This is a genomic window from Acidobacteriota bacterium, from assembly GCA_040754075.1.
Lineage (GTDB): Bacteria > Acidobacteriota > Blastocatellia > UBA7656 > UBA7656 > JBFMDH01.
This window is the reverse complement of the sequence record JBFMDH010000039.1, coordinates 42765-65214: the sequence shown is the minus strand read 5'-3', so window position 1 is coordinate 65214 and position 22450 is coordinate 42765. Positions and strand designations below refer to the sequence as shown.

Annotated in this window: 17 protein-coding genes and 1 riboswitch; of the genes, 14 read left to right on the top strand and 3 right to left on the bottom strand. The window is 46.9% G+C overall.

The genetic code is table 11. The features are described 5' to 3' along the window. Positions 1–118 precede the first annotated feature (118 nt). The gene (locus AB1757_27830; GenBank protein ID MEW6130872.1) at positions 119–748 is read right to left on the bottom strand and encodes a family 43 glycosylhydrolase; all 630 of its coding nucleotides are present in this window, start codon (positions 746–748) and stop codon (positions 119–121) included. A 273-nt stretch (positions 749–1021) separates the two neighbouring features. On the opposite strand from AB1757_27830, the gene AB1757_27825 reads away from it, so the two are divergent. From AB1757_27825 to moaA, 10 genes are all read left to right on the top strand, one after another. Then, positions 1022–2335 carry a family 1 glycosylhydrolase gene (locus AB1757_27825; GenBank protein MEW6130871.1) on the top strand — a complete coding sequence of 438 codons (1314 nt, stop codon included), beginning with the start codon at positions 1022–1024 and terminating at the stop codon, positions 2333–2335. Further along, a complete protein-coding gene (locus AB1757_27820) occupies positions 2325–3080 on the top strand; it encodes an SDR family oxidoreductase (protein ID MEW6130870.1) in 756 nt (251 codons plus the stop codon). Before AB1757_27825 ends, AB1757_27820 begins: the two co-directional genes overlap by 11 nt. 24 nt (positions 3081–3104) lie before the next feature. Beyond that, the gene (galE, locus tag AB1757_27815; GenBank protein ID MEW6130869.1) at positions 3105–4085 is read left to right on the top strand and encodes a UDP-glucose 4-epimerase GalE; all 981 of its coding nucleotides are present in this window, start codon (positions 3105–3107) and stop codon (positions 4083–4085) included. A gap of 7 nt (positions 4086–4092) precedes the next feature. Beyond that, positions 4093–5253, top strand: a complete 1161-nt coding sequence (locus AB1757_27810) for a galactokinase (GenBank protein ID MEW6130868.1) — start codon at positions 4093–4095, stop codon at positions 5251–5253. Between the two features lie 628 nt (positions 5254–5881). Next, the gene (locus AB1757_27805) at positions 5882–6880 is read left to right on the top strand and encodes a glycosyltransferase (GenBank protein MEW6130867.1); all 999 of its coding nucleotides are present in this window, start codon (positions 5882–5884) and stop codon (positions 6878–6880) included. 19 nt (positions 6881–6899) lie between these two features. Next, entirely contained in the window at positions 6900–7997 is a 1098-nt protein-coding gene (gene glf / locus AB1757_27800) for a UDP-galactopyranose mutase (protein MEW6130866.1), read from the top strand. A gap of 55 nt (positions 7998–8052) precedes the next feature. Beyond that, positions 8053–9219: a glycoside hydrolase gene (locus AB1757_27795; GenBank protein MEW6130865.1), complete on the top strand. Its 1167-nt coding sequence runs from the start codon at positions 8053–8055 to the stop codon at positions 9217–9219. A 372-nt stretch (positions 9220–9591) separates the two neighbouring features. Then, positions 9592–10338 carry a CBS domain-containing protein gene (locus AB1757_27790; protein ID MEW6130864.1) on the top strand — a complete coding sequence of 249 codons (747 nt, stop codon included), beginning with the start codon at positions 9592–9594 and terminating at the stop codon, positions 10336–10338. Positions 10339–10431: 93 nt separating this feature from the next. Continuing rightward, positions 10432–11523 carry a CBS domain-containing protein gene (locus AB1757_27785; GenBank protein MEW6130863.1) on the top strand — a complete coding sequence of 364 codons (1092 nt, stop codon included), beginning with the start codon at positions 10432–10434 and terminating at the stop codon, positions 11521–11523. A gap of 212 nt (positions 11524–11735) precedes the next feature. Next, positions 11736–12734, top strand: a complete 999-nt coding sequence (gene moaA / locus AB1757_27780; protein ID MEW6130862.1) for a GTP 3',8-cyclase MoaA — start codon at positions 11736–11738, stop codon at positions 12732–12734. A 69-nt stretch (positions 12735–12803) separates the two neighbouring features. Here the strand turns inward: moaA and ligD are convergent, their stop codons facing one another. Then, positions 12804–14396 (bottom strand): non-homologous end-joining DNA ligase, encoded by a 1593-nt coding sequence (gene ligD / locus AB1757_27775; protein MEW6130861.1) that lies wholly within the window; start codon positions 14394–14396, stop codon positions 12804–12806. 375 nt (positions 14397–14771) lie between these two features. Here ligD and AB1757_27770 point away from each other — a divergent pair, with 375 nt between their 5' ends. The 4 genes from AB1757_27770 (at position 14772) to AB1757_27755 (ending at position 21109) form a co-directional block, all read left to right on the top strand. Next, entirely contained in the window at positions 14772–15323 is a 552-nt protein-coding gene (locus AB1757_27770) for a Uma2 family endonuclease (GenBank protein ID MEW6130860.1), read from the top strand. A 17-nt stretch (positions 15324–15340) separates the two neighbouring features. Continuing rightward, a riboswitch (TPP riboswitch) is annotated at positions 15341–15445 on the top strand. A gap of 201 nt (positions 15446–15646) precedes the next feature. Beyond that, the gene (gene thiC / locus AB1757_27765; protein ID MEW6130859.1) at positions 15647–17542 is read left to right on the top strand and encodes a phosphomethylpyrimidine synthase ThiC; all 1896 of its coding nucleotides are present in this window, start codon (positions 15647–15649) and stop codon (positions 17540–17542) included. A gap of 63 nt (positions 17543–17605) precedes the next feature. After that, positions 17606–18658 carry an AAA family ATPase gene (locus AB1757_27760; protein MEW6130858.1) on the top strand — a complete coding sequence of 351 codons (1053 nt, stop codon included), beginning with the start codon at positions 17606–17608 and terminating at the stop codon, positions 18656–18658. 12 nt (positions 18659–18670) lie between these two features. Further along, a complete protein-coding gene (locus AB1757_27755; GenBank protein ID MEW6130857.1) occupies positions 18671–21109 on the top strand; it encodes a S8 family peptidase in 2439 nt (812 codons plus the stop codon). A 255-nt stretch (positions 21110–21364) separates the two neighbouring features. Here AB1757_27755 and AB1757_27750 read toward each other — a convergent pair whose 3' ends face one another. Continuing rightward, positions 21365–22180, bottom strand: a complete 816-nt coding sequence (locus AB1757_27750) for a DUF5694 domain-containing protein (GenBank protein ID MEW6130856.1) — start codon at positions 22178–22180, stop codon at positions 21365–21367. Positions 22181–22450 lie beyond the last annotated feature (270 nt).

The window sequence follows — 22450 nt, the reverse complement described above, 5'->3', positions numbered from 1 at the left end:
CGCTCAAGCGGGCGAATCGAGGTCATCGTAGTTTCTCCTCTCAAGGGTTTACCATTCTTGAAAAGGATAAAGCCGCGATGGCCTTTTATGCATTTTCAAAGATCAATTTTGTCCTGTACTAAGCTTTGTGTTTTAAAACGAACGGTCCTTCAATGGTGTGCCAGCGCACGCCACCTTTTTCAAGACGATTCGGGTCATAAACCTGCCAGTCGAAACGCGCCCGTGTAACCGGACGCGGATGACCGGCAAGGGTAAATTCATCCAACATTTCATCACACACGGTTCCCGTGCCGATATGTGTATGTTCGAGAAAATCGGTTGCATAAAAGAGATAATTTTTGCCGTCTTCGTCGCGAAAAACATGTGGGTCAATGGCAAAGGGTTCAGTCGAAAGCGACCGGTCAGCATCAATAAAGGGGCCTGCGGGGTGTTCAGCGATGGCGATGCGAATCTGCATAAACGTTTCATTGCCGACGCTGTAATACATCAAAAAGCGACCGTTTTCATAAACCACTTCGGGTGCCCAGTAGCAGGTCGCTTCTTCGTTCAATCGCTCCATCGCGCCGCCGAGTTCCTGCCAGTGAACCAAATCCCAGGAATGCAAAATGCCAAAACAGCGCCCGTCATGCCAGATGCCTGTGCAATAACACCAGTATTCATTCAGGTGTTTCAAAATATAAGGGTCAGGGCATGGGCGAGGATGCACAGGGTTGAGGTAAGACGCCGGGGCTTCTGTTAAATTCGCCATGAATCACCTGTCGCAAATAAATTCAATAGGGAATTCGCAATTGGTGTTCCAACTGTTCAGGAAACCTACAAATCCTTACTACCAAGGGTTCAGCTTTCGGTTGCTTTGCCGAGCACAGCTTATTCAAAGCAGCGTTTTTATTAATTAATCCAAGCTTTTCAAATTAATAGCTTCAGGCATTATAAAACTAAACTTTTGAAAAACTTGAACAAAGTGGTTGGCATTGCATTTGCACTTTTTCAGTTGCGTTGTATCTCAAGAATACGGGTTTCTATGACACCAGCTTTTCTATTTGCCACAGGGATTGAAAACAGTACGCCTACGATTCACGAAGGTCGCGTGCGCATGGATGAAATGGAAAAATGCGGGCATTACCAAAACTGGCAAAGAGATTTTGAACTTGTAGATGAGATGGGCATACATTTTTTGCGATATGGTCCGCCACTTTATCGAACTTTTCTTGGAGCTGACCGGTTTGACTGGTCATTTGCCGATGAAACCTTTGCCGCTCTCAAACGATGTGACATTGTGCCGATTGTCGATCTCTGTCATTTCGGGGTGCCGGATTGGATTGGCAATTTTCAAAATCCCGAATTTCCCGAATTGTTTGCAAGCTATTGCCTGGCTTTTGCCCGTCGTTTTCAATGGGTACAACTTTACACACCCATCAATGAGATGTTTATCTGCGCGACCTTTTCTGCGCTTTATGGTTGGTGGAATGAACAACTGACATCCGACAAAGCTTTTGTTACCGCTTTGAAACACATCGTCAAAGCCAATGTTTTAGCGATGCAGGAAATCTTGAAAGTTCGCCCCGATGCCATTTTTATTCAAAGTGAATCGAGCGAATATTTTCATGCCGAAAACCCTGCCGCGATTCATTTCGCGGAACTGATGAATTCCCGAAGATTCCTGTCGCTTGATTTAAATTACGGACGACGGGTTGATTCAGAGATGTATGAATACCTGATGGATCATGGCATGACGCGCGAAGAATATCATTTCTTTCTCGGAAGAAGTCTCAAACAACATTGCATTATGGGAAACGATTATTATGTATCCAATGAACATAGAGTGTCCTCGGATGGCAACACCCGAACCGCCGGTGAAGTGTTCGGCTATGATGAAATCACCAGGCAATATTATGACCGTTATCGTTTGCCGGTCATGCATACGGAGACCAATCTCAATCAGGGGGCGGCAGGCGACGAAGCCGTAAACTGGTTATGGAAGGAATGGGCAAATGTTTTGCGGGTTCGCAATAATGGCGTTCCGGTTGTCGGTTTCACCTGGTACTCATTGACCGACCAGGTCGATTGGGATTCGGCTTTGCGTGAAAATCAGGGGCAGGTCAATCCGCTTGGTCTCTTTGATCTCGACCGCAACATTCGTCCGGTAGGCAAAGCCTATAAACAATTGATTAGAGACTGGCGGGAAGTTTTGCCGACGCAAAGTGTTTGCCTGCGGGTTCCCATCGTTTTGCCGAGCGAATTTAAAAAGAGGTGGGCGCAAAAACAGAAAAGGGAAGCTCGTTTGCATAATATTTCGCAATCTGCGGAGCCAAGGATGAGTGACTATGGAGGTTGAAAGCGACGTGCGATTCAAGGATAAAGTTGCAATTATTACAGGCGGCAGCGGCGGCATTGGACTAGCGACTGCAAAACGTTTCGCCCTTGAAGGCGCGCGCATTGTGATTGCCGATATAAATCAAGCGCATTCAGAAAAGGCGGCAAAAATCATTCGCGATGCCGGGACGACGGAAATCCTGATCAGCTTGTGCAATGTGGCAAATCAAAACGATGTCGAAAATACCGTGCGCGACACCTTAAATCGTTTCGGGCAATTGGATATTATCGTCAACAACGCCGGGTTGATGGTCTTCAAACCGATTGAAGAACTGGTTCTCGAAGACTGGCTGAAAGTTTTAAATGTCGATTTACTCGGCGCGTTCTTTTTTATCAAACAGGCTTTTTTAACGATGAAACCCGGCGGCGCAATCGTTAATGTGTCGAGCATTCACGCGGTTGAAACCGACCCGCTGGTTGCGCCTTACGCGGCTGCCAAAGCGGCTTTGCTTTCGCTCACCCGTTCGGCGTCATTGGAAGGCAAACCCAAAGGCATACGGGTTACGGCGGTGCTGCCGGGCGCGGTTGATACGCCGATGTTATGGAATAATCCGAATGTGAAATCGGGCGAAGAACAAATTATCAGTGGTGATGTAGGCAAACCCGATGACATCGCTGCGGTGATTGCATTCCTGGCATCTGCGGATGCCGATTTCGTGCAAGGCGCTGCCCTGCGCGTGGATGGTGGACGCTTAGACCGTCTTTAATTTTTAGCGAAACGAGAAACAATTATGAGAATTCTGGTTACCGGAGGAGCAGGTTATATCGGCAGCGTCGTGACCGAAGAGTTGGTCAAAGACGGTCATGACGTGGTGGTTTACGACAGCCTTTACAAAGGTCATCGGCAAGCGGTTGTCGAAGGGGCAACGTTTGTGCATGCCGATTTGGCTGAGCGTCAAACGCTTTGCGAAACGCTGCGCGCCAATGATGTCGAAGCGGTGATTCATATGGCGGCGGATTCTCTGGTCGGCGAATCGGTACAAAATCCCGCAAAATATTTTCGTAACAATGTCACGGTTGGGCTTGCGCTGCTTGATGCGATGGTTGAGTGTTGCGTTAAAAAAATTGTCTTTTCTTCGACTGCCGCAACCTATGGCGAACCCCAAAAACAACCGATTGAAGAAACCGACCCGACTGCGCCGACCAACCCCTACGGCGAAAGCAAACTGGCATTTGAAAAAGCCCTGCACTGGTACGAAAAGGCTTATGGAATTCGCTATGCGTCCTTGCGATATTTCAATGCCGCAGGCGCTACCGAACATTGTGGTGAACATCACGACCCGGAAACCCATTTGATTCCGATCATCTTACAGGCGGCACAGGGCACACGCGCTCAAGTGGAAATTTACGGTGATGATTACCCGACGCGTGACGGCACCTGTGTGCGCGATTACATACATGTTGTTGACCTTGCCAGAGCGCATATTCTCGCTTTGAACATTCTCGGCGAACATAGCGCCATTTATAACCTCGGCTGCGGCGGTGATGGTTACAGCGTCAAAGAGGTGATTGAAGTTGCTCGGCGAGTTACCGATAAAGATTTTCTGGTTCACGTCGATCACCGGCGCGCCGGCGACCCGGCGGTATTGATTGCCAGTCCCGATAAAATCAAACGCGAACTGGGATGGAAACCAGCTTTTCAGGATTTACGATTGATCATCGAATCGGCTTGGAAATGGAAACAAAACCATCCGGCAGGCTACACAGACTGAGGCGTATATGGTCGATATTACTCAACTGCAACAGGCTTTTCATCACACCTTCAGTAAAAGCCCGCGACTATTTCGCGCCCCGGGTCGCGTCAATTTAATCGGCGAACATACCGATTACAATGAAGGCTATGTATTGCCGATTGCCTTGCACTTTTCAACCTATGTTGCAGGCGCGGCGCGCAATGACCGATTGGTGCGGGTTCATTCGCTCGATTTCAATGAGCAGGGTGAATTCAATCTCGACAATCCGCAACCGCCGCATCCGGGCAACTGGTTGAATTATGTCGAAGGGGTAGCGCGAAGCCTTGAAGCCGAAGGTAATCAACTATCCGGTGCCGATTTATTGATTCAATCGGAAGTGCCGATTGGCGGCGGGCTTTCATCATCGGCGGCGCTGGAAATTTCAACCGGGTTTGCGCTTTTAAATCTCGCCGGATTGCCGGTCAATCGCCTGGCGCTTGCCAAAGCCGGGCAGCAGGCTGAACATCTCTATGTCGGTGCCAATGTCGGATTGATGGATCAACTGACTTCGGTGTTCGGTCATCGCAATTCGGCTTTGTTAATTGATTGTCGTTCAATCGAAATGATGCAGATACCGCTCACCTATCCCGGTCTGTCCATCGTGGTTTGCGATACCAATGTCAAACATAAACTTTCAGCATCCGAGTACAACACGCGACGCAAAGAATGTGAACAGGCGGTAGAAATTTTAAAGGTTCATCTTCCATCCATTCAGGCGCTGCGCGATGTAACGCTCGAAGATTTTGAACGCTTGAAAATTCATCTGCCGGAACCCCTTCAAAAGCGTTGCCGTCACGTCATCACAGAAAATGCGAGAACCCTCGCGGCAGCTTATTCACTACGCAATAGTGAAATCGATGTCATGGGAAAATTGATGTTTGAATCGCACGAATCTTTGAAAAATGATTATCAGGTTAGTTGTGCAGAGTTGGATTTACTGGTCGATACTGCCGCCAATATTTCCGGGGTATTTGGCGCGCGCCTGACCGGCGGCGGATTTGGCGGCTGCACTGTCAATTTCGTGCGCAATGAGACGATTCAACTGTTTCGGAAAACCATTGAAACCGCTTATCAAAAAAATTTTCAACTTACACCCACCCTCTATGTAGTCGAAACCGGCAATGGCGTTGAAGAAGTAGAAGCGTAAGGCGCTTTATTGCTTGCGAATAAATCCATTTTCAAGCTTGAACCACTGAACCGTCTGTTTGAAATCAGGGCGCATTATCTACATACGGGCACGTATTTTTGATATACGCAATTTTTACCTTTGCCATCCGCGCGCTTTGGCGGCTGACGCTATGTTATAGCAAGCGTTATTCGACACTTTCGTTCTCCTGAAAAGTCAAGGGTTGGCACATCCATTGCAGTATCCAGAGTGACTCGTCTACCAACACGTTTTTTTACAATCAATTAGTTTTTAAATTTTTCCAAGGAAGAGGATTATGGAAAGAATCAAAAACCTTAAGCAATTAATCAATAAAGAACCCACCCCTAAAACTAACGAGCTTGAGAGTCTGAGAAAAAATGAGGCAACAAAAGATTTATCAGTTTTAAGTCAAAAAAGTTCTAATCTCAAAACACCGGACTTAATCTGTTTTTCACATCTTCGATGGGATTTTGTTTATCAACGTCCCCAACACCTGTTGAGTCGTTGCGCAAAAGATCGTCGCGTATTTTTTATTGAGGAGCCAATTTTTTCAGAAACCCAGGCGCGACTGGAAATCAGCCCACGCGATTGCGGAGTTTATGTAGTTGTCCCTTTTTTACCGCAAGGCATGACAGAAAATGAATATACCGCTATTCAGCAATCGCTGTTGATTGATGAGTTAATTTTTGAACACGAAATCAAAGAATATATCTGCTGGTATTACACGCCGATGGCTTTCAAATTCACCCAACATCTGGAACCGCTGGCGGTGATTTACGATTGTATGGATGAGTTATCGGCGTTTAAAAATCCGCCTCCGGGTTTGCGCGAACTTGAAGGCGAATTACTGAATCGCGCCGATCTGGTCTTTACCGGAGGCTTCTCGCTTTACGAAGCCAAACGCCATTTGCATTCGAGCATTTATCCGTTTCCGAGCAGCATCGATGCCAGGCATTTCAAACAGGCGCGATTGGGAGTGAACGCCCCCGCCGATCAAGCCGATATTCCCCATCCGCGACTCGGCTTTTATGGCGTCATTGATGAACGTTTCGATATTGCCCTGCTTGATCTGTTATCGCAAAAACGCCCGGACTGGCATTTTGTAATTGTTGGTCCGGTGGTCAAAATTGATTCGGCAGATTTACCCCGACGTCAAAACATTCACTACCTTGGCGGCAAAGCTTATCAGGAACTGCCAACCTATTTGAGCGGCTGGGATATTGCGATGTTGTTATTTGCGCATAACGAATCGACCCGCTATATCAGCCCGACGAAAACGCCTGAATATCTGGCAGCCGGGGTCCCGGTGATTTCAACTTCAATCAGAGATGTGGTGCGCCCATATGGTCAACAAGGGTTAGTCAAAATTGCCGATACCGCCGATGAATTTATCGCCGCCACGGAATATTACTTGAGCGCAGAATTCAATCGCGCCAACTGGTTGCGTCAAGTGAATGAAGCATTACTTTATAATTCCTGGGATCGGACTTGGGGACGGATGCTCCAGTTAATCAACGCGGTTCTGGTTGAACGTTATGCCGAATATAAAACCCTGAATCGTCAACTCTCGACTTCTACGGGTTCGTTGCTGAAATCTGCGGTTGTTTCACAGGTCACCGGCGATTAACACGAAAGGAAGTAAGGAGATGTTTGATTACCTAATCGTTGGCGCAGGTTATGCCGGTAGTGTGCTCGCCGAGCGTCTCGCGGCTGACGCCAAAAAGCGCGTGTTATTGATTGACAAACGCCCGCACATTGCCGGTAATGCGTATGATTGTTATAACCACGCGGGCATCTTGATTCATAAATATGGCCCGCATATTTTTCACACCAACTCGAAAGAGGTTTTCGATTATTTATCGAAATTTACCGTGTGGCGGCCTTACGAACATCGGGTTCTGGCAAGCGTTGACGGTCAACTTTTACCGATTCCCATCAATCTCGACACCGTCAATCGTCTGTATGGACTCAGCCTGACGGCATTTCAACTGGAAGATTTTTTCGCTTCGGTTGCCGAGCCGCGAGAGCAGATTAAAACCTCTGAAGATGTGATTGTCAGTCGCGTCGGACGCCAGTTATATGAAAAATTTTTCCGCAATTATACGCGCAAACAATGGGGACTTGACCCATCGGAACTGGATGCCACCGTAACCTCGCGGGTGCCGATTCGCACCAATCGCGATGACCGCTATTTTGCCGATAAATATCAGGCAATGCCGCTTCACGGATACACGCGAATGTTCGAGAATATGCTCGACCATCCGAATATCAAAATTTTACTCAACACCGATTACCGTGAAATTGAACGCGAAGTTGCGTTCAAAGAGATGATTTACACGGGTCCTGTGGATGAGTATTTCGATTTTCGCTTTGGTGAACTGCCGTATCGTTCACTGGAATTCAAACACGAAACTTATGACAAACCGGTTTATCAACCGGCACCGGTCGTCAATTATCCGAATGAACACCCTTATACGCGCATCACCGAATTCAAATATCTGACCGGACAACAGCATGAAAAAACCAGTGTGGTTTATGAATTTTCTCAGGCAAAGGGGGATCAATATTATCCCGTCCCGCGTCCTGAAAATATGGAGCTTTATAAAAAGTATCAAGAGTTGGCAAATGCCACCAAGACCGTTCATTTCGTAGGAAGATTGGCAACCTATAAATATTACAATCAGGATCAGGTCGTGGCGCAGGCGCTGTCGGTTTATAGCAAAATTCGCAGCCACCTGCGCTGAGCCGGTTTCCTGAATCAGCCATCAATCATCAACAGGTTGCCGGTAAGAGGTAGTGATGTTTCAGAGCTTTTTTTTAGGCGGATTTGAAGGTAGTACCGGATACAACATTCATCATCAGTGGTTCGATCAAATCGAAGCCACCCAGCACGACCGGTTTGTTAATGAAGATTATGCGCGATTGCAAAGTCTGGGCATTCGCGCGGTTCGCGAAGCGGTTCGCTGGCCCCTCATTGATCGGGAAAAATCCTATGATTTTTCTTCGCTTCAACCGTTTATCGAAGCCGGCAAACGCCACGGCATCGAAATCATTTTTGACCTTTTCCATTTCGGCTACCCGCAACACATCAATCTGTTTTCCGATGAATTTCCCAAACGCTTTGCGGATTACTGCTATGCCGTGACGCGCTATATTTCGCGACAAATTCCGGGTAGAGGTTATTACACGCCGGTCAATGAACCCTCTTTTTTTTCCTGGGCTGCCGGCGAGATGGGACTTTTCGCGCCGCATAAAATCGGGCGCGGTTTTGAATTAAAGATGCAACTTATCAAAGCGGCGATTGCCGGGATTGAAGCCATCCGCGCAGCGAACTCGCAATCCCGCATGGTCAGTGTTGACCCGTTGTGCAGAGTCGCGCTGCCGCCGAATCGCCCGGAAATGGCTGATGCCGTACAGTCATTTAATGACCAGTCGGTATTTCAATCCTGGGATATATTGAGCGGGCGTTTATTTCCCGAACTTGGCGGCAGTCCGAAACATCTGGACATCGTCGGCATCAATTATTACTGGACGAATCAATGGGAGTGGGGAAAAACCGGTAAACCGTTAGCGGATACAGACCCGCGCCGCTTATCTTTACGCCAGCTTATCGCCATTGTCTGGGAGCGCTATCGCACAGAGATGCTCGTAACCGAAACCAGTCACGTCAATGACATGCGACCGGTGTGGTTAAACGAAATGACCGGCGAAGTGGAAGCGGTGCTCAACGAAGAGATTCCCTTGCGAGGCGTTTGCCTGTATCCGATTCTCGGAATGCCCGAATGGCATTTTCGCGATGAATGGACGCGCCTGGGGCTTTGGGATTTGGTCGAAGTTGAGGATGGTTTAAAACGGGTTCCCTTCCCGCCGATGCTGGAAGCGTTCAAAGCTGCGCAACGTTTGGAAAACCATGTTGAATGGCAAAAGACCACACATCAAAAGAGCCGCTCAATCGCTTACGGTTAATCAACCGATGACTTCTCGCTAATTGTTTTGTACGAATGTCGAACTCTTTCAATCGGACGATTGTTTTATAAGCAAACACGGCTCAAGTAAAATATGCACACTCGAATTTAACCTGAGCAAAATCGCTTTCCTGAAAAATGGCTTGCAGCCCGATTTTCATAGGGGTTTTCCGGTATCTCCCATCTACAGGCTTCACTTTCCCATCAATCAATATTCGGCATAGAGATTGCGATAAGAAATCGTTCAAATCCGGCGATTGAAACAGAACACCATTGATTCAAACCATCTCGACAATTCTTTGCATTACAACCGTAAACCGTTTTGCTCTGTTTCAATCGTCATTTAAATCCAAATCTAAAGGAGCATAGTCACATGGATTACAGAAGAGCGTACGATTCTTATAAGGATGCCTATGAAGGCGATGATGATTACCGTAACCACCGGTCATCGGAAGATTATCGCACGCAAGGTTACGATGAAAGAAATTTGCGCGAAAGAGGCAGAAATTTTTCACATGGTAATCAGGGTTACAGTGGCGAGAGACGTTTTCAGAATAGAGGATTAGATTACCCGGATCGCTATTCCGCCGGAAGCGCCTACGCGCAGGAAAACTATAGCGATCAGGAAAGTTATTTTCGTCAGGGCGCAACGCGCTCGCATCTCAGGTGTCGCGAAATCATGACGCGCAACCTGACCACCTGTCATAAAAACACGCCGGTTCAGGAAATCGCCAGATTGATGCGCACCGAAGACATTGGGTCAATTCCGGTGCTTGATGAAAACGGCAAACTCGAGGGTATCGTCACTGACCGCGACATTATCGTAAGCGGATTAACCGGAGATAAAAATGACGCGGAAATTACTGCCGAAGATTGCATGAGCAGGGATTTATACACCGCCAACCAGAATGACCGGATTGTCGATGTCATTCGTGAAATGGGCGACCATCAGGTGAGACGGATTCCTGTTGTTGATCGGCGCGACCGGCTCGTCGGCATCATCTCGATGGCGGATGTGGCAACCCAAACCAATCGCGATAAAGAACTCGGTGAGTCGCTCGAAGAGATCAGCAAACCTTCATCCTGGTTTGGTCGCATGGCTTACTACCTGGGGTTTTAAGTTACCAGAATCATTTTTATGTTCACTGCGCAACCGTAGGTGAATTTTCAGGTTCACTACATTCATCTGGTGAATCGCCATAGGGAGGCAATTATGAGTAAGAGCAAAGAAGCGATTGAAAAAGAGAAAAATCAAGCAAAGCATCAATCCATTACCGAAAAACCGACCACACAATCCGACATCGGGTTCAATACTGCATATCGCAGCGGGCAGGAAAGCGTGACCGATTTTCCGAGACGGTCGCGTTCTCAGCGGTATCAAAACGAAAGCCGCTGGCAATCCTCTGCCGATAGGGACTGGGCGAACCGCTTCAATAGAGGCGCATCCACCGGTCGCTCGCTAACCCGTCAACCCGATAGATATGACCAGGCAAATCTCGCAGACCGCGAAGAAGACACCGGCGATTTCTATTCACGAAGCATTCGTGAAGGTCAGCGATTGGATGAGTATGACCGCCAGCAAGCCAATCGCGGCTCACAACAAACTCGTGGCTATCAAGGTCGCTTTCGTCAACAGGGCGGACAATCTTCGCAACAAGTCAGGGACTATAACGCAAGCCGCAATGTCCATGAATCCCGAATCAATCGCGAAGGCTACCGCAATCAGGAAAGCTATCAAACCCGCGATGATTACGAGTACGGCATAAACCCTTATGTAGGCGAATTCGGCTATCAACCTTATGGCATGGAGTACGAGACTTACGGAGCCTTGGGAACCAGAAATTGGCAAGGTCAAAGCTATCAGCTCAATTGCCGGGATATTATGACCAGAGACGTGACCACCTGCACACCCGACACCCATTTAAGAGTGGTGGCAGAAATGATGGATGATGAAAATGTCGGGTCAATTCCTGTCGTTGAAAATGGTCGCCTGGTGGGCATCGTGACCGATAGAGACATCGTTTGCCGCGTGCTGGCAGAAGGCAAAGATACGCGCCTGACAACCGCCAAAGATGCCATGACCGAAGATATTATCACCTGCCACCCGGATGAATCGGTAATGGAAGCCATCAATAAAATGGGCGAATATCAAGTCCGCCGCATTCCGGTTTGTGACGCAAACGGCAGACTTCGCGGCATGGTTGCCACCCGAGATATTGCCCTTGAAGCCGAACGCAACATAGAACTCGCACGCGCCCTCGAACGCATCTCACAACCGAAAAAATACTGGCGAGGGAATCGATAGCTTTTCATCTCGTTCACCAAAATGCGCCGTTTACCTGAATGGTTACGGCGCATTTTTATTTATGCCTATCCATTCAATTAATTTTCACTGAGTACGCGATGCTGGTGACTTGCACGCACTTGCTTTACCTTGTGATGGCACAACCCAATTTGTTGCTCCCCTCTTGTACGACTGTTAGAATTTGATTTAATTCATTGGGCGACATTCTGAACATGACACAAACACTTTTACAGGATAAATTCGGGCGAGTGATTCGTGACCTGCGCATCTCTGTGACCGACAAATGCAATTTCCGTTGTTTTTATTGCATTCCCGATGAAGATGTGGTGTGGAAACGTCGTCAGGATATTCTCACTTACGAAGAAATCATTCTGATTGCCGAAATCGCCGTAAGCCTTGGCGTCGAAAAACTCCGCCTCACGGGTGGCGAGCCGCTGCTTCGCAAAGATATTGAATTTTTAATCGAACGGCTGGCAAAAATCGAAGGTGTCAAAGACCTGGCGCTGACGACCAACGCCGATGGTTTGAAAGAACGCGCTAAAAGTTTGCGTGATGCGGGACTTTCACGTTTAACCATCAGTTGTGATTCCTTAAAGCCCGAAGTCTTCAAACAAATCACTCGTCGTGATGCGCTGCAATCGGTGCTCGATGGCATAGAAGGGGCTATGGCAGCCGGTTTCGCGCCGCCCAAGATTAACTGTGTGGTGATTCGTGGAATGAATGAAACGGAAGTTGCGGATTTCGCAGATTTCGCCAGACAGACCGGCGTTGCCATGCGCTTCATCGAATATATGCCGCTTGATAACGCGCACCAATGGGATAGAACCATGATGGTGAGCGGTCGCGAAATTCTGGAGCGCATCGAAGCCCGGCATAAACTGGTTCCCATCAAACGCGATAATCCAAGCGAAACCGCCTTGAAATATGTTTTCGCGGATGGCGCAAAGGGAGAAATCGGCATCATCGCACCGGTCACTCAGGCTTTTTGCGGCGCGTGTTCGAGGCTCAGACTAACTGCCGATGGCAATTTGCGAACCTGCCTGTTTTCGATGGTTGACCACAGCATTCGCGACCGCATCCGACGCGACGATACACGCGCAGCGCTCGCCCAATTTATGATCGATACGGTCATGAAAAAAGAAGCCGGGCATCGCATCAATGAACCCGACTTCATTCAACCGCCACGCACTATGGTATTCATCGGCGGCTGAGCGAAATCTTTAGCTTCATTGCGCCGCTGCTGCCACCTTTCGCAAAAATCTATTCGTCTCAACCTTCATTTAAGCGTTGCGCTGTCGGGATATTTGCACCTCCTGGAGATTTTCAAGTTTTACGAATGCTTCGTGCAATTTTTGCGGTTTACCAAGCACGCCTTCAAACAGGTCGCCGACTTTGTCCACACGCCTGAGTATATTTTTAATCGTGAAATCCTGTGGCGTAATTTTTTTGCGGCTGACTTCTTCCCATTTGAGCGGCGCAGAAACCGTGGCTCCGGGTTTAGGTCGCGCGGAATAGGGCGCAACCACCGATTTGCCGCGCGCGTTCTGCAAATAATCGACATAGATTTGCTGCTGCTTTCGTTTACTGAGCATTCGTTCAACGGCTGCGAGTTCAGGGTTTTCTTTAACTACGAGTTTTGCAACCTGCTCGGCAAACCCGGCGACCTGTTCATAGGTATAAATCGTTTTAATCGGCACATAGATATGAATACCTCTTGAACCGGAGGTTTTCGCGTAAGCTTCGAGTCCGAGGTTTTCCAGAACTTTTCTGGTCGTAAGAGCAACTTCACAAATCATCGGAAATTCCACGCCGGTTCCGGGGTCGAGGTCGAAAACCAAATAATCGGGATTATCGAGATGTTTGATTCGCGAATGCCAGGGGTGGCGTTCAATCGCGCCGAGGTTCGTCATATAAAGCAAAGTCGCGGGATTATCACAAATCAAATAATCCACGGTGTGCCCCTCGGCAACATCAAGCCTGACGGTGCGCACATAATCGGGGACTTCATCGACATCGTGTTGATGAAACGAAAAACCGTTGATGCCTTCCGGGTAACGTTTCATGATCATCGGGCGGTCTTTCAGGTAAGGCAAAATGGTATCGGCAATCTCATAGTAATAACGTGCCAAAACGCATTTCGTGATGCCATCATCCGGGTAATAAATTTTGTCGAGATGAGTTAAAGCGACGATGTGCTTGCCAACTTTGAGATCGACATTGCCTTCCAGTTTCTCAGCCGTAAACGCGCGTCTAACGGTCATCAACCGGCGACCGGGCTGAGTTGCAACTTCTTTTTCGACTGCTGTTTTTTTTGAAGCAGCAGATTTTTCCGATTGGCTTTCGATAGCGCTCTTGCTCTGTTTTTCGGGAAGAATTAATTCAAGTTGCCAGCCGGATTTTGCATAATCATCTTTCGCTTTCATGAGCAGCCAGTGATTCACCTGATCGGTCAAGCGAATGAGATTGAATTCGCCGCCCAACTTTTCACCGTTCAAAATAAATTTAAGTTTTCCGTCTTCGTACCCCTGCATCGGATTTTCATCGGTAAGCGGTTCATAAGTCCCCGTATCCCAGATTAATTGTTCACCCGCGCCATAACTGCCTTCAGGAATGGTGCCCTGAAATTTCAAATAACTGACAGGATGATCTTCGGTGGTAATTGCCAGCCGTTTGACATCCGGGTCAAGCGACGGACCTTTACGAATCGCCCAGGATTTCAAAACGCCGCCCATTTCCAGGCGAAAATCAAAGTGCAAATTGGAAGCATGATGTTCCTGCACAACAAAGCGGTGATGTTTGCTCTTTGAGATTTCTCCGCGAGGTTCACTGGTCTGTTGAAAGTTCCTTTTCTTATTATAAAGCCTCAATCCCATGTTGCTGATTCCTTCACTCGCTTTTTTTCCGCAATCCCATCGACCCCTTGTATATTTTGCAATCAAGTCAAAATGATCTGTCGTTCGATTTCAACTCACTTTTCTTCATCATTTATTTTCAATATCAGAAATGCAAGACGAATGCCGCATCGCTGTGTGTGATTAATCGCCTGCAAGGCGCTGAAAGACATTTTTAAAACCTTGCTCACAGATAGATTGATTGTTAATCTCAAGTTTGCCTGCAACAAAAATCAATGAGCGATGGATGGCACTGCTTGAATTGATTGTTGATGCACCAATGATTCAGGCAAAACGGGAATTAACGCAATCTGGAAATAAAAACGCGCTTCGCGTTTCATAAGGGTTTGAAATTTTATGAGCAGCAAAGTCGAGGCGACAATCGAAAATTTGTACAAGGTTCGGGATAACGGCAAAGCTGAAATCGTCAATGGAGAGTTAGTCTATATGAGTCCCACAGGATTTCTGCCAAACTACGCAGCCGGTGAAATCTTTGCCAGCCTCAGAGATTATGCGCGAAAAACCAAACGCGGCTATGCTTTAACCGATAACATCGGCTTTATCGTCAATTTGCCCAATCGCCAATCCATCAGCCCCGACGCTTCGTTTTATACAGGTCGCCCAACAGGCGGTAAATTCCCCGAAGGCGCGCCGATTTTTGCTGTTGAAGTCAGAAGCGAAAATGATTATGGCGCGAAAGCCGAACAACAGATTATCGAAAAGCTTGCCGATTACTTTGCGGCAGGGACACAGGTCGTCTGGGATGTTGATGTGCTCAGAGGCGAGTTGATCAGCGTTTATCGTTTCGATATGCCCCATCAGGCAACGGTTTTTCGGCGCGGCGAAAGGGCGAATGCTGAACCGGCTCTGCCCGGTTGGACAATGGCGGTTGATGATTTGTTTTTATAACCGATCTTTGGTTCAATGAATTTTTTCAGGGGAGCTTCAACGGAGGCTGAGAGTCCCACAGCGGGAGACCCTAAGAACCTGATGCGGATAATGCCGACGCAGGGAGAACTCAGGAAACGCTATTGAGCCGTTCCGTTCTCTCGCAGGCGGAACGGCTTTCGTTTTTAAGGACTGAGGACTGAGGACTGAGAAGAAACGATGAAGTAGGAACGATGAAGGATGAACAAGAAGAAAATCTTAGTTCATATTTCATATTTCATACTTCATACAACTCAGTCCTCAGTCCTCAGTCCTCAGCACTTTTTAGAATCGAGGTAGAAAAAATGAGCGACACAAAAATCAATGGCAAAGTGAATTTTCCGAAATCGCAAAGAGTTTATGTGCAGGGTTCACGCGACGACATCAGCGTGCCGTTTCGCGAAATCGCTTTGAATCCGACGCGCAGCCTGAACGGTGCGATTGAAGAGAACGCCCCGGTGCGGGTTTACGATTCCACAGGCGCGTGGGGCGACCCGAAGATTAACTGTTCATCAACCGATGGGCTGGCGGCACTCAGACGCAACTGGATTATCGAACGCGGCGATGTTGAAGAATATGTCGGTCGCGCCATTCAACCGCAAGATGATGGCTACCTCACGGAAGGCGCAAAAGAATACGCCAAACAGAATGACCGCTTTGAATCATTTCCGGGACTTCGCCGTCTGCCGCTGCGCGCCAAATCAGGTCAGGCGGTGTCGCAAATCGCTTATGCCAGACGCGGCATCATTACCCCGGAAATGGAATTCATCGCGATTCGGGAAAACCTCGGCAGGCAAGCCGCTTTTGCAGCCGCTAAAACCGGCGACCGCAGTTCGCTCTATTTTCAACACGCGGGCGAATCGTTCGGCGCAAGCGTTCCGCGTTTTGTGACGCCGGAATTCGTATGCGATGAAGTGGCTCGCGGTCGCGCCATCATTCCCGCCAACATCAATCACCCGGAATCGGAACCGATGATTATCGGCAGAAATTTTCTGGTGAAGATTAACTCGAACATCGGCAATTCGGCAGTCGCTTCGTCGATTGAAGAAGAGGTCGAAAAGATGCGTTGGTCAATCAAATGGGGCGCAGATACGGTGATGGATTTATCGACGGGCAAAAACATTCACGAAACCCGCGAATGGATTATCCGCAATTCGCCGGTGCCGATTGGCACAGTGCCGATTTATCAAGCGTTGGAAAAGGTAGACGGCAAAGCCGAAGAACTCACCTGGGAAACCTATCGCGACACCTTGATTGAACAAGCCGAACAGGGTGTTGATTATTTCACGATTCACGCGGGCGTGTTGCTGCGCTACATTCCACTCACCGCCAAACGCACGACCGGGATTGTGTCGCGTGGCGGTTCGATTATGGCGAAGTGGTGCTTAGCGCATCACCAGGAGAGTTTTCTGTATACGCATTTTCGCGAGATTTGCGAAATCATGCGCGCTTATGATGTGTCGTTCAGTTTGGGCGATGGCCTCAGACCCGGCTCGATTGCCGATGCCAACGACGAAGCGCAATTTGCCGAACTTGACACCCTCGGCGAACTCACGAAAATTGCCTGGGATATGGATTGTCAGGTGATGATTGAAGGACCGGGGCATGTGCCCTTGCATTTGATTAAAGAGAATGTTGACCGGCAACTGGCGGTCTGTCACGAAGCGCCGTTTTATACCCTGGGTCCACTCGTCACCGACATCGCGCCGGGTTACGACCACATTACCTCAGCGATTGGCGCAGCAATGATTGGCTGGTTTGGCACAGCGATGCTCTGTTATGTGACGCCCAAAGAGCATCTGGGACTGCCGAATAAAGACGATGTGCGCGATGGGGTGATTGCTTATAAAATTGCCGCGCATGCTGCCGATTTAGCCAAGGGACATCCGGGAGCGCAATATCAGGACAACGCTTTATCGAAAGCGCGTTTTGAATTCCGCTGGGAAGACCAGTTTAATTTAGCTCTTGACCCGGAACTGGCAATGGAATATCACGACGAGACCTTGCCGCAGGAAGGCGCAAAAGTGGCGCACTTCTGTTCCATGTGTGGCCCGCATTTCTGTTCCATGAAGATTACTCAGGAAGTGCGCGATTACGCCGCGCATAAAGAGCTAGATGAGCAGACGGCTATCGAAGCGGGCTTGCAAGAGAAGTCGCAGCAGTTTGTCCAACTCGGCTCAGAGATTTACACCAAAGCTTGATTAATGTAGATTGCCCCACGGCAAATCTGTTAATTTACGTTAGGTAAATAGAGGATTGGCAATATGACAAATGGAGAAATATTACGCCAACTTTTTCGAGGATTTGCACAGCGTGATGATTCTGCGTTTCGTACTGCTGCCGAAAAACTGATTAAAGAAGAAAGAGAAAAAAACCATCGTTTGTTAGCAGACGATTTAGAAAGAATTCTACTCAATGGAAATGGTACTCACATTGAAAAAAAGAATGCCATAAATCCATACGAAGTTCCCAAAGATCGAGAACGTGGCTTTCCACTCCTTGATATTGCAGAATATGCCTTTGATTGGGAGCGTATTGTCCTCGCAGAAAAATCTCTCAACATTCTCAAGCGAATTGCCAAAGAGCATCATCATAAAGATTTATTAGCAAGTGGAGGGGTTAGACCTACTCAAAAAGTACTCTTTTTTGGGCCACCTGGGTGCGGAAAAACACTTGCGGCTCAGGTGCTTTCAGCAATCTTATACTTTCCCTTAGTAACAGTAAGATTTGATGCAGTAGTATCTTCATATCTAGGAGAAACTGCCGCAAATCTTAGAAGGGTTTTTGATTTCGTTCGACGTGGACAATGGGTAGTTCTTTTTGATGAGTTCGATGCCATTGGCAAAGATCGCGATAATCTTTTTGAGCATGGTGAACTGAAGCGTGTAGTAAACACACTTCTTCAGTTAATGGATGCTTTTCGCGGCGAAAGCTTACTTATTGCAGCTACCAATCATGAAGGGTTGCTAGATAAGGCTGTTTGGCGTAGATTTGAATCCGTTGTTCAGTTTTCTTTACCATCTTTGCAAGATCGAATTTTGATGTTGCGTCAATTTCTTAGAGGTTTTGATTATTCAAACTTAAACCTTGAAGCGATTGCCAAACAAATGAGAGACGCAACTGGTGCAGATATTGAACGACTATGTCTCGAGTCTGTACGATTAGCATTATTAGAAAGTCGCAACCAAATTTATCAGAAAGATGCACAAGCTGCTCTGAGTTCATTTCGGGAACGTATGACTATTTCCCGACAGCTTTCGCAAATCGCAGACAACTGTAATAAACAGGCTAACAGAAATAATAAAAAAAACAGTTGAGGTAAAAAGTAGATGGCTAGGAATTTAGAACACTTGGAACTACCTAGCTGGGAACAACCATTGCAAAGGCGTAGACAAAGCAGAGGAAGATATGTCGAAAGAGACAGCCGCCAAGAGCATGGGCAAATGCTAATTGAGCAGGCAGAACAGATTGCCAACCGCTTGCAACAACGGCAACAAACTGCACCGCAGGGCATCAATCCAAAACTTATATTCAAACTTCAATTGAACCCCAAAGGTTATCTGGACGAGAGACAACTTGAGCAAATGGGTTTGCAAATGTTAGCAAGAGACTCTCGTCGTGCAGTCGTGGTATTCCCTGATGAGTCCACTTTAAACGAGCTACGCCGTCGGTTAAGAAGTTATGCTCAGGAGGAACAATATCAAGGTTTAGCAGCGATTGATGCGATTCAAGAACTCAGTTCTGGAGATCGTTTAGGATCAATGTTAAGAATTCAACCCTTGGAAAATGACGAATTTGCCTCTTTGGACATAGAGCTTTGGCATACAGGAAATCGTCAAAAATGTCAGCAAAACATAGGGGAAATTCAGAATTTTTTGGGAAGAGCGGCTGTCACAGATTCATGGATAGGCGAAAACATATGCCTAATACGCGCTAAAGTTAATGCGGAGATGTTGGCCTTATTACTCGAGATTGATTACATCAAAGAAATAGACCGCAGACCAGCACCAACTTTTGAAATGCTTGATGTTGCCAGACTCGAAATAGCCCAACTTCAGGTAGAGCAAGAAATTCCAGGCAATTTGGTAGGTATATTGATTATAGATAGTGGTGTCATGCAAAAGCATCCTCTAATTGGGTTAGCGTTAGGAGATGCACAAGTTTTTCCAGATAGTTTGCGCGAACGAATTGCAGGTGGGGCAGAGGATGGTGATCAACGGTCAGGCGGACATGGGACAGCAGTCGCTGGTATTGCTCTTTACAACAATGTTGGAGAATGTATCTCCAACAGAACTTTTCTTCCTTCTGCTCGCCTTTTTTCTGCTAGGGTGACGGATGATCAAAATGAATATGATGAGAATGAATTAGTTGAACACCAATTAGAAGAAGCCATTGATTACTTCTTGAATAACTATCCTGCCATTAAAGTCATTAACATCTCTTTAGGGGATAGCAGGCTTGTTTACTCAAGTGGCAACTATCAATTTCGTTTTGCCTCCACTATTGACGAACTTGCACATCGTTATCGTGATCGTGAGATTATCTTTGTTATATCAACAGGAAATTTCTTTCCCACCGAACTAAGCGATGAAGAGATTTTTCAACAATACCCTACATATTTGCTGGATGAAAAGGCTCGTTTGATTGACCCGGCTACATCAGCATTAGCACTAACAGTTGGTGGTCTATCATATGGTTCAGGTAGAGATATACAAAGACATTATGACCGAGGCATCGAACGACTGGTTGCAGGAGAGGAAGGCTGGCCATCTCCATTTACTCGAACAGGATTAGGCGTTGATGGATCCATTAAACCAGATGTGGTGGATTTTGCCGGAGACTGGAAGTTTGAAAGAGGTCGTATTTCTGAATTGCATAATATAAATCCTCAACCAGCCTATGCGGGTTTACCTTCAACTGCTAAAAACTTTGCACCACCAGATGGTAAATTATTTAGGACAGTTGCAGGCACAAGTTTTGCAGCCCCTCGCGTTGCTAATTTGGCGGCTCAATTATTCGGAGAATTCCCAACCGCTTCTTCTAACCTGATAAGAGCATTGATTGCAGATTCAGCGAGAATCCCTCAAAATCGACCATTACTTTTTTCTGATAGGCAACCTTGGGATAAGGATTTATTAAGAGTCTACGGGTATGGTCACCCCGATTTTGCAAGAGCTCGGTGGTCAGATAATAATGAAGTCCTTTTAATGACAGATGGGCTAATTGACATTGATTCTTTTCAAATATTCCAAGTCCCATCTTTGCCGCAAGAGTTCCTTACTGCTCAAGGGAAGGGTTGCATTTCTGTTTCACTTGCTTTTGATCCTCCTACGCGCCATACCAGAGGCGACAGCTATCTAGGTGTAACTATGGAATTTTGTCTTTTCAGAAATATTGAACCGGAATCTATCACAGAAGCTCTTCGCGCCTGGAACCGTGATGAGATAGAAAATATTGGAGGAAACGCCGATATACCTATTTTAGGAGATATTAATCGAAATCGGCTCAAACTCAATCCTCGATCCACTTTAAGAAAGAAAGGAACCCTACAGCGAGGAAGCCTCCATATTTCAAATGCAAATTGGCAATATGACGGCAACTCATTGTATTTAGCTGTAATCTGCCAACGCAAATGGGCACCTGTTGATATTACGAGTCAGCGATTCGCTGTTGTTGTCTCGCTATCTCATGAAAATCCAACTGTTGATATATACGCTCACGTATATCAACAGACACGTATCAGCCAAAGAACTCGAATACGAATCTAAATCAGATAGTAAAGGATTAGTACATTAACCAAGTAGCGTTATATATCTAATGTAACGTGAATTTATTAGTAATTTTGAATAGTTCGCACTAAACCAGAAATTAAGACATTGGCACACTCGAGGTTGCGAGCATACCCATAAACAAGGCTTTATCACAATATGGAGTGTACCAAGCTTCTGCATTCCGGTTTAGACATTTGTACCAATCCCTTAAGTTTCGATTTAGTAACGTTCCCCACATTGAAGTATCGCTTATTACTTTAGGTACTCGCTCGCTTCAACGTATTCGACGCTTGGCGATTCTTTCAAGAATTCGCGCAACAGTTTTACGTGACCTGCGCCGATGAGCACTAAAATTCTATCGTCCGGTGAATCGGCGGCGCGCACCACATTCATCGCTATTTTTAAATTGCGTTCGTACCAACCGGCAACCACATCCGCGCCGGTGTAATCTGCTCCCTTCCCGGCTTCGGCAAGCAGCAGATAGAGGCGATGCAATCTCGCCTGCGCTGCCGAATCATTCATGGTACGGAGTTGTTCGAGCACCGTGTATTTATTGGCTTCGGCTTGCATTTTGGTAACAAAGCCCATCGCCTGTTGAAAGCGTTCCAGAAATTTCTGCTGCCCGTTAGTCTGCGCCGATTTCAACAAAGCGTCGAAATCCATGTCTTTTTTCCAATCTATCGGGTACAGCATCCGGTGATTCAATTCTTTCGCCAGACGAAATGCCACTTGATAAGTTTCGCTCTCTTTCAATTCAAATTTATTTTGCAGATAAAGATTGTAATTGTCGTTGACCGTGGTGTTGCCGTAAGGAACTTCGATGGCGATTTTCGTCGGTTTAAAGGCTTTGATTTTATCAATCAATTCGCGGACTTCCTGCTGGCGTTTGGCGCTTAAAATACTGTCGCGTTCAGCTTTGGTGTAATCGAGTCCGGGATTGGCGAAATGAAAGGTGCCCAAAATCATCACCTTGGGTTTCGGCGCATCGGTGTCGAGTCCGGGAATGGTTTTGGGAAGCTCTTGGGCATAGGCAGTCAAACTACATAGCAAGGTCAAAATCGGTAGCATCAATTTTCTCATTTTAAAGTGTCCTTAATATTCAAATGAATTATGTTGCCAGATATTTTATCTCAGGCTTGCATTACGTCGAATCTGCCAAATGATGTTTCAGATTTTTTCTTTGGGTTCAAGCGTTGATAGTTTTATATACCGCTCATTGGTGCCAACCTCTCGGTGTCACATTTTCATAAAAATGGCTGCTTGAAGCTGTCAGCATCCGGTCTTCAGCTTCTGCAAATCAGCGCAAACTCATAAAACCCTTTTGCTGGTTTGAATTTT

Bases quoted from the DNA above. Each gene is read 5' to 3' on its own strand.
- AB1757_27790 (MEW6130864.1), top strand. From the start codon at position 9,592: ATGGATTACAGAAGAGCGTACGATTCTTATAAGGATGCCTATGAAGGC.
- AB1757_27820 (MEW6130870.1), top strand. From the start codon at position 2,325: ATGGAGGTTGAAAGCGACGTGCGATTCAAGGATAAAGTTGCAATTATT.
- AB1757_27830 (MEW6130872.1), bottom strand. From the start codon at position 748: ATGGCGAATTTAACAGAAGCCCCGGCGTCTTACCTCAACCCTGTGCAT.
- AB1757_27750 (MEW6130856.1), bottom strand. From the start codon at position 22,180: ATGCTACCGATTTTGACCTTGCTATGTAGTTTGACTGCCTATGCCCAA.
- ligD (MEW6130861.1), bottom strand. From the start codon at position 14,396: ATGGGATTGAGGCTTTATAATAAGAAAAGGAACTTTCAACAGACCAGT.
- AB1757_27760 (MEW6130858.1), top strand. From the start codon at position 17,606: ATGACAAATGGAGAAATATTACGCCAACTTTTTCGAGGATTTGCACAG.
- AB1757_27785 (MEW6130863.1), top strand. From the start codon at position 10,432: ATGAGTAAGAGCAAAGAAGCGATTGAAAAAGAGAAAAATCAAGCAAAG.
- moaA (MEW6130862.1), top strand. From the start codon at position 11,736: ATGACACAAACACTTTTACAGGATAAATTCGGGCGAGTGATTCGTGAC.
- AB1757_27795 (MEW6130865.1), top strand. From the start codon at position 8,053: ATGTTTCAGAGCTTTTTTTTAGGCGGATTTGAAGGTAGTACCGGATAC.
- AB1757_27755 (MEW6130857.1), top strand. From the start codon at position 18,671: ATGGCTAGGAATTTAGAACACTTGGAACTACCTAGCTGGGAACAACCA.
- glf (MEW6130866.1), top strand. From the start codon at position 6,900: ATGTTTGATTACCTAATCGTTGGCGCAGGTTATGCCGGTAGTGTGCTC.
- AB1757_27770 (MEW6130860.1), top strand. From the start codon at position 14,772: ATGAGCAGCAAAGTCGAGGCGACAATCGAAAATTTGTACAAGGTTCGG.
- galE (MEW6130869.1), top strand. From the start codon at position 3,105: ATGAGAATTCTGGTTACCGGAGGAGCAGGTTATATCGGCAGCGTCGTG.
- AB1757_27825 (MEW6130871.1), top strand. From the start codon at position 1,022: ATGACACCAGCTTTTCTATTTGCCACAGGGATTGAAAACAGTACGCCT.
- thiC (MEW6130859.1), top strand. From the start codon at position 15,647: ATGAGCGACACAAAAATCAATGGCAAAGTGAATTTTCCGAAATCGCAA.
- AB1757_27805 (MEW6130867.1), top strand. From the start codon at position 5,882: ATGACAGAAAATGAATATACCGCTATTCAGCAATCGCTGTTGATTGAT.
- AB1757_27810 (MEW6130868.1), top strand. From the start codon at position 4,093: ATGGTCGATATTACTCAACTGCAACAGGCTTTTCATCACACCTTCAGT.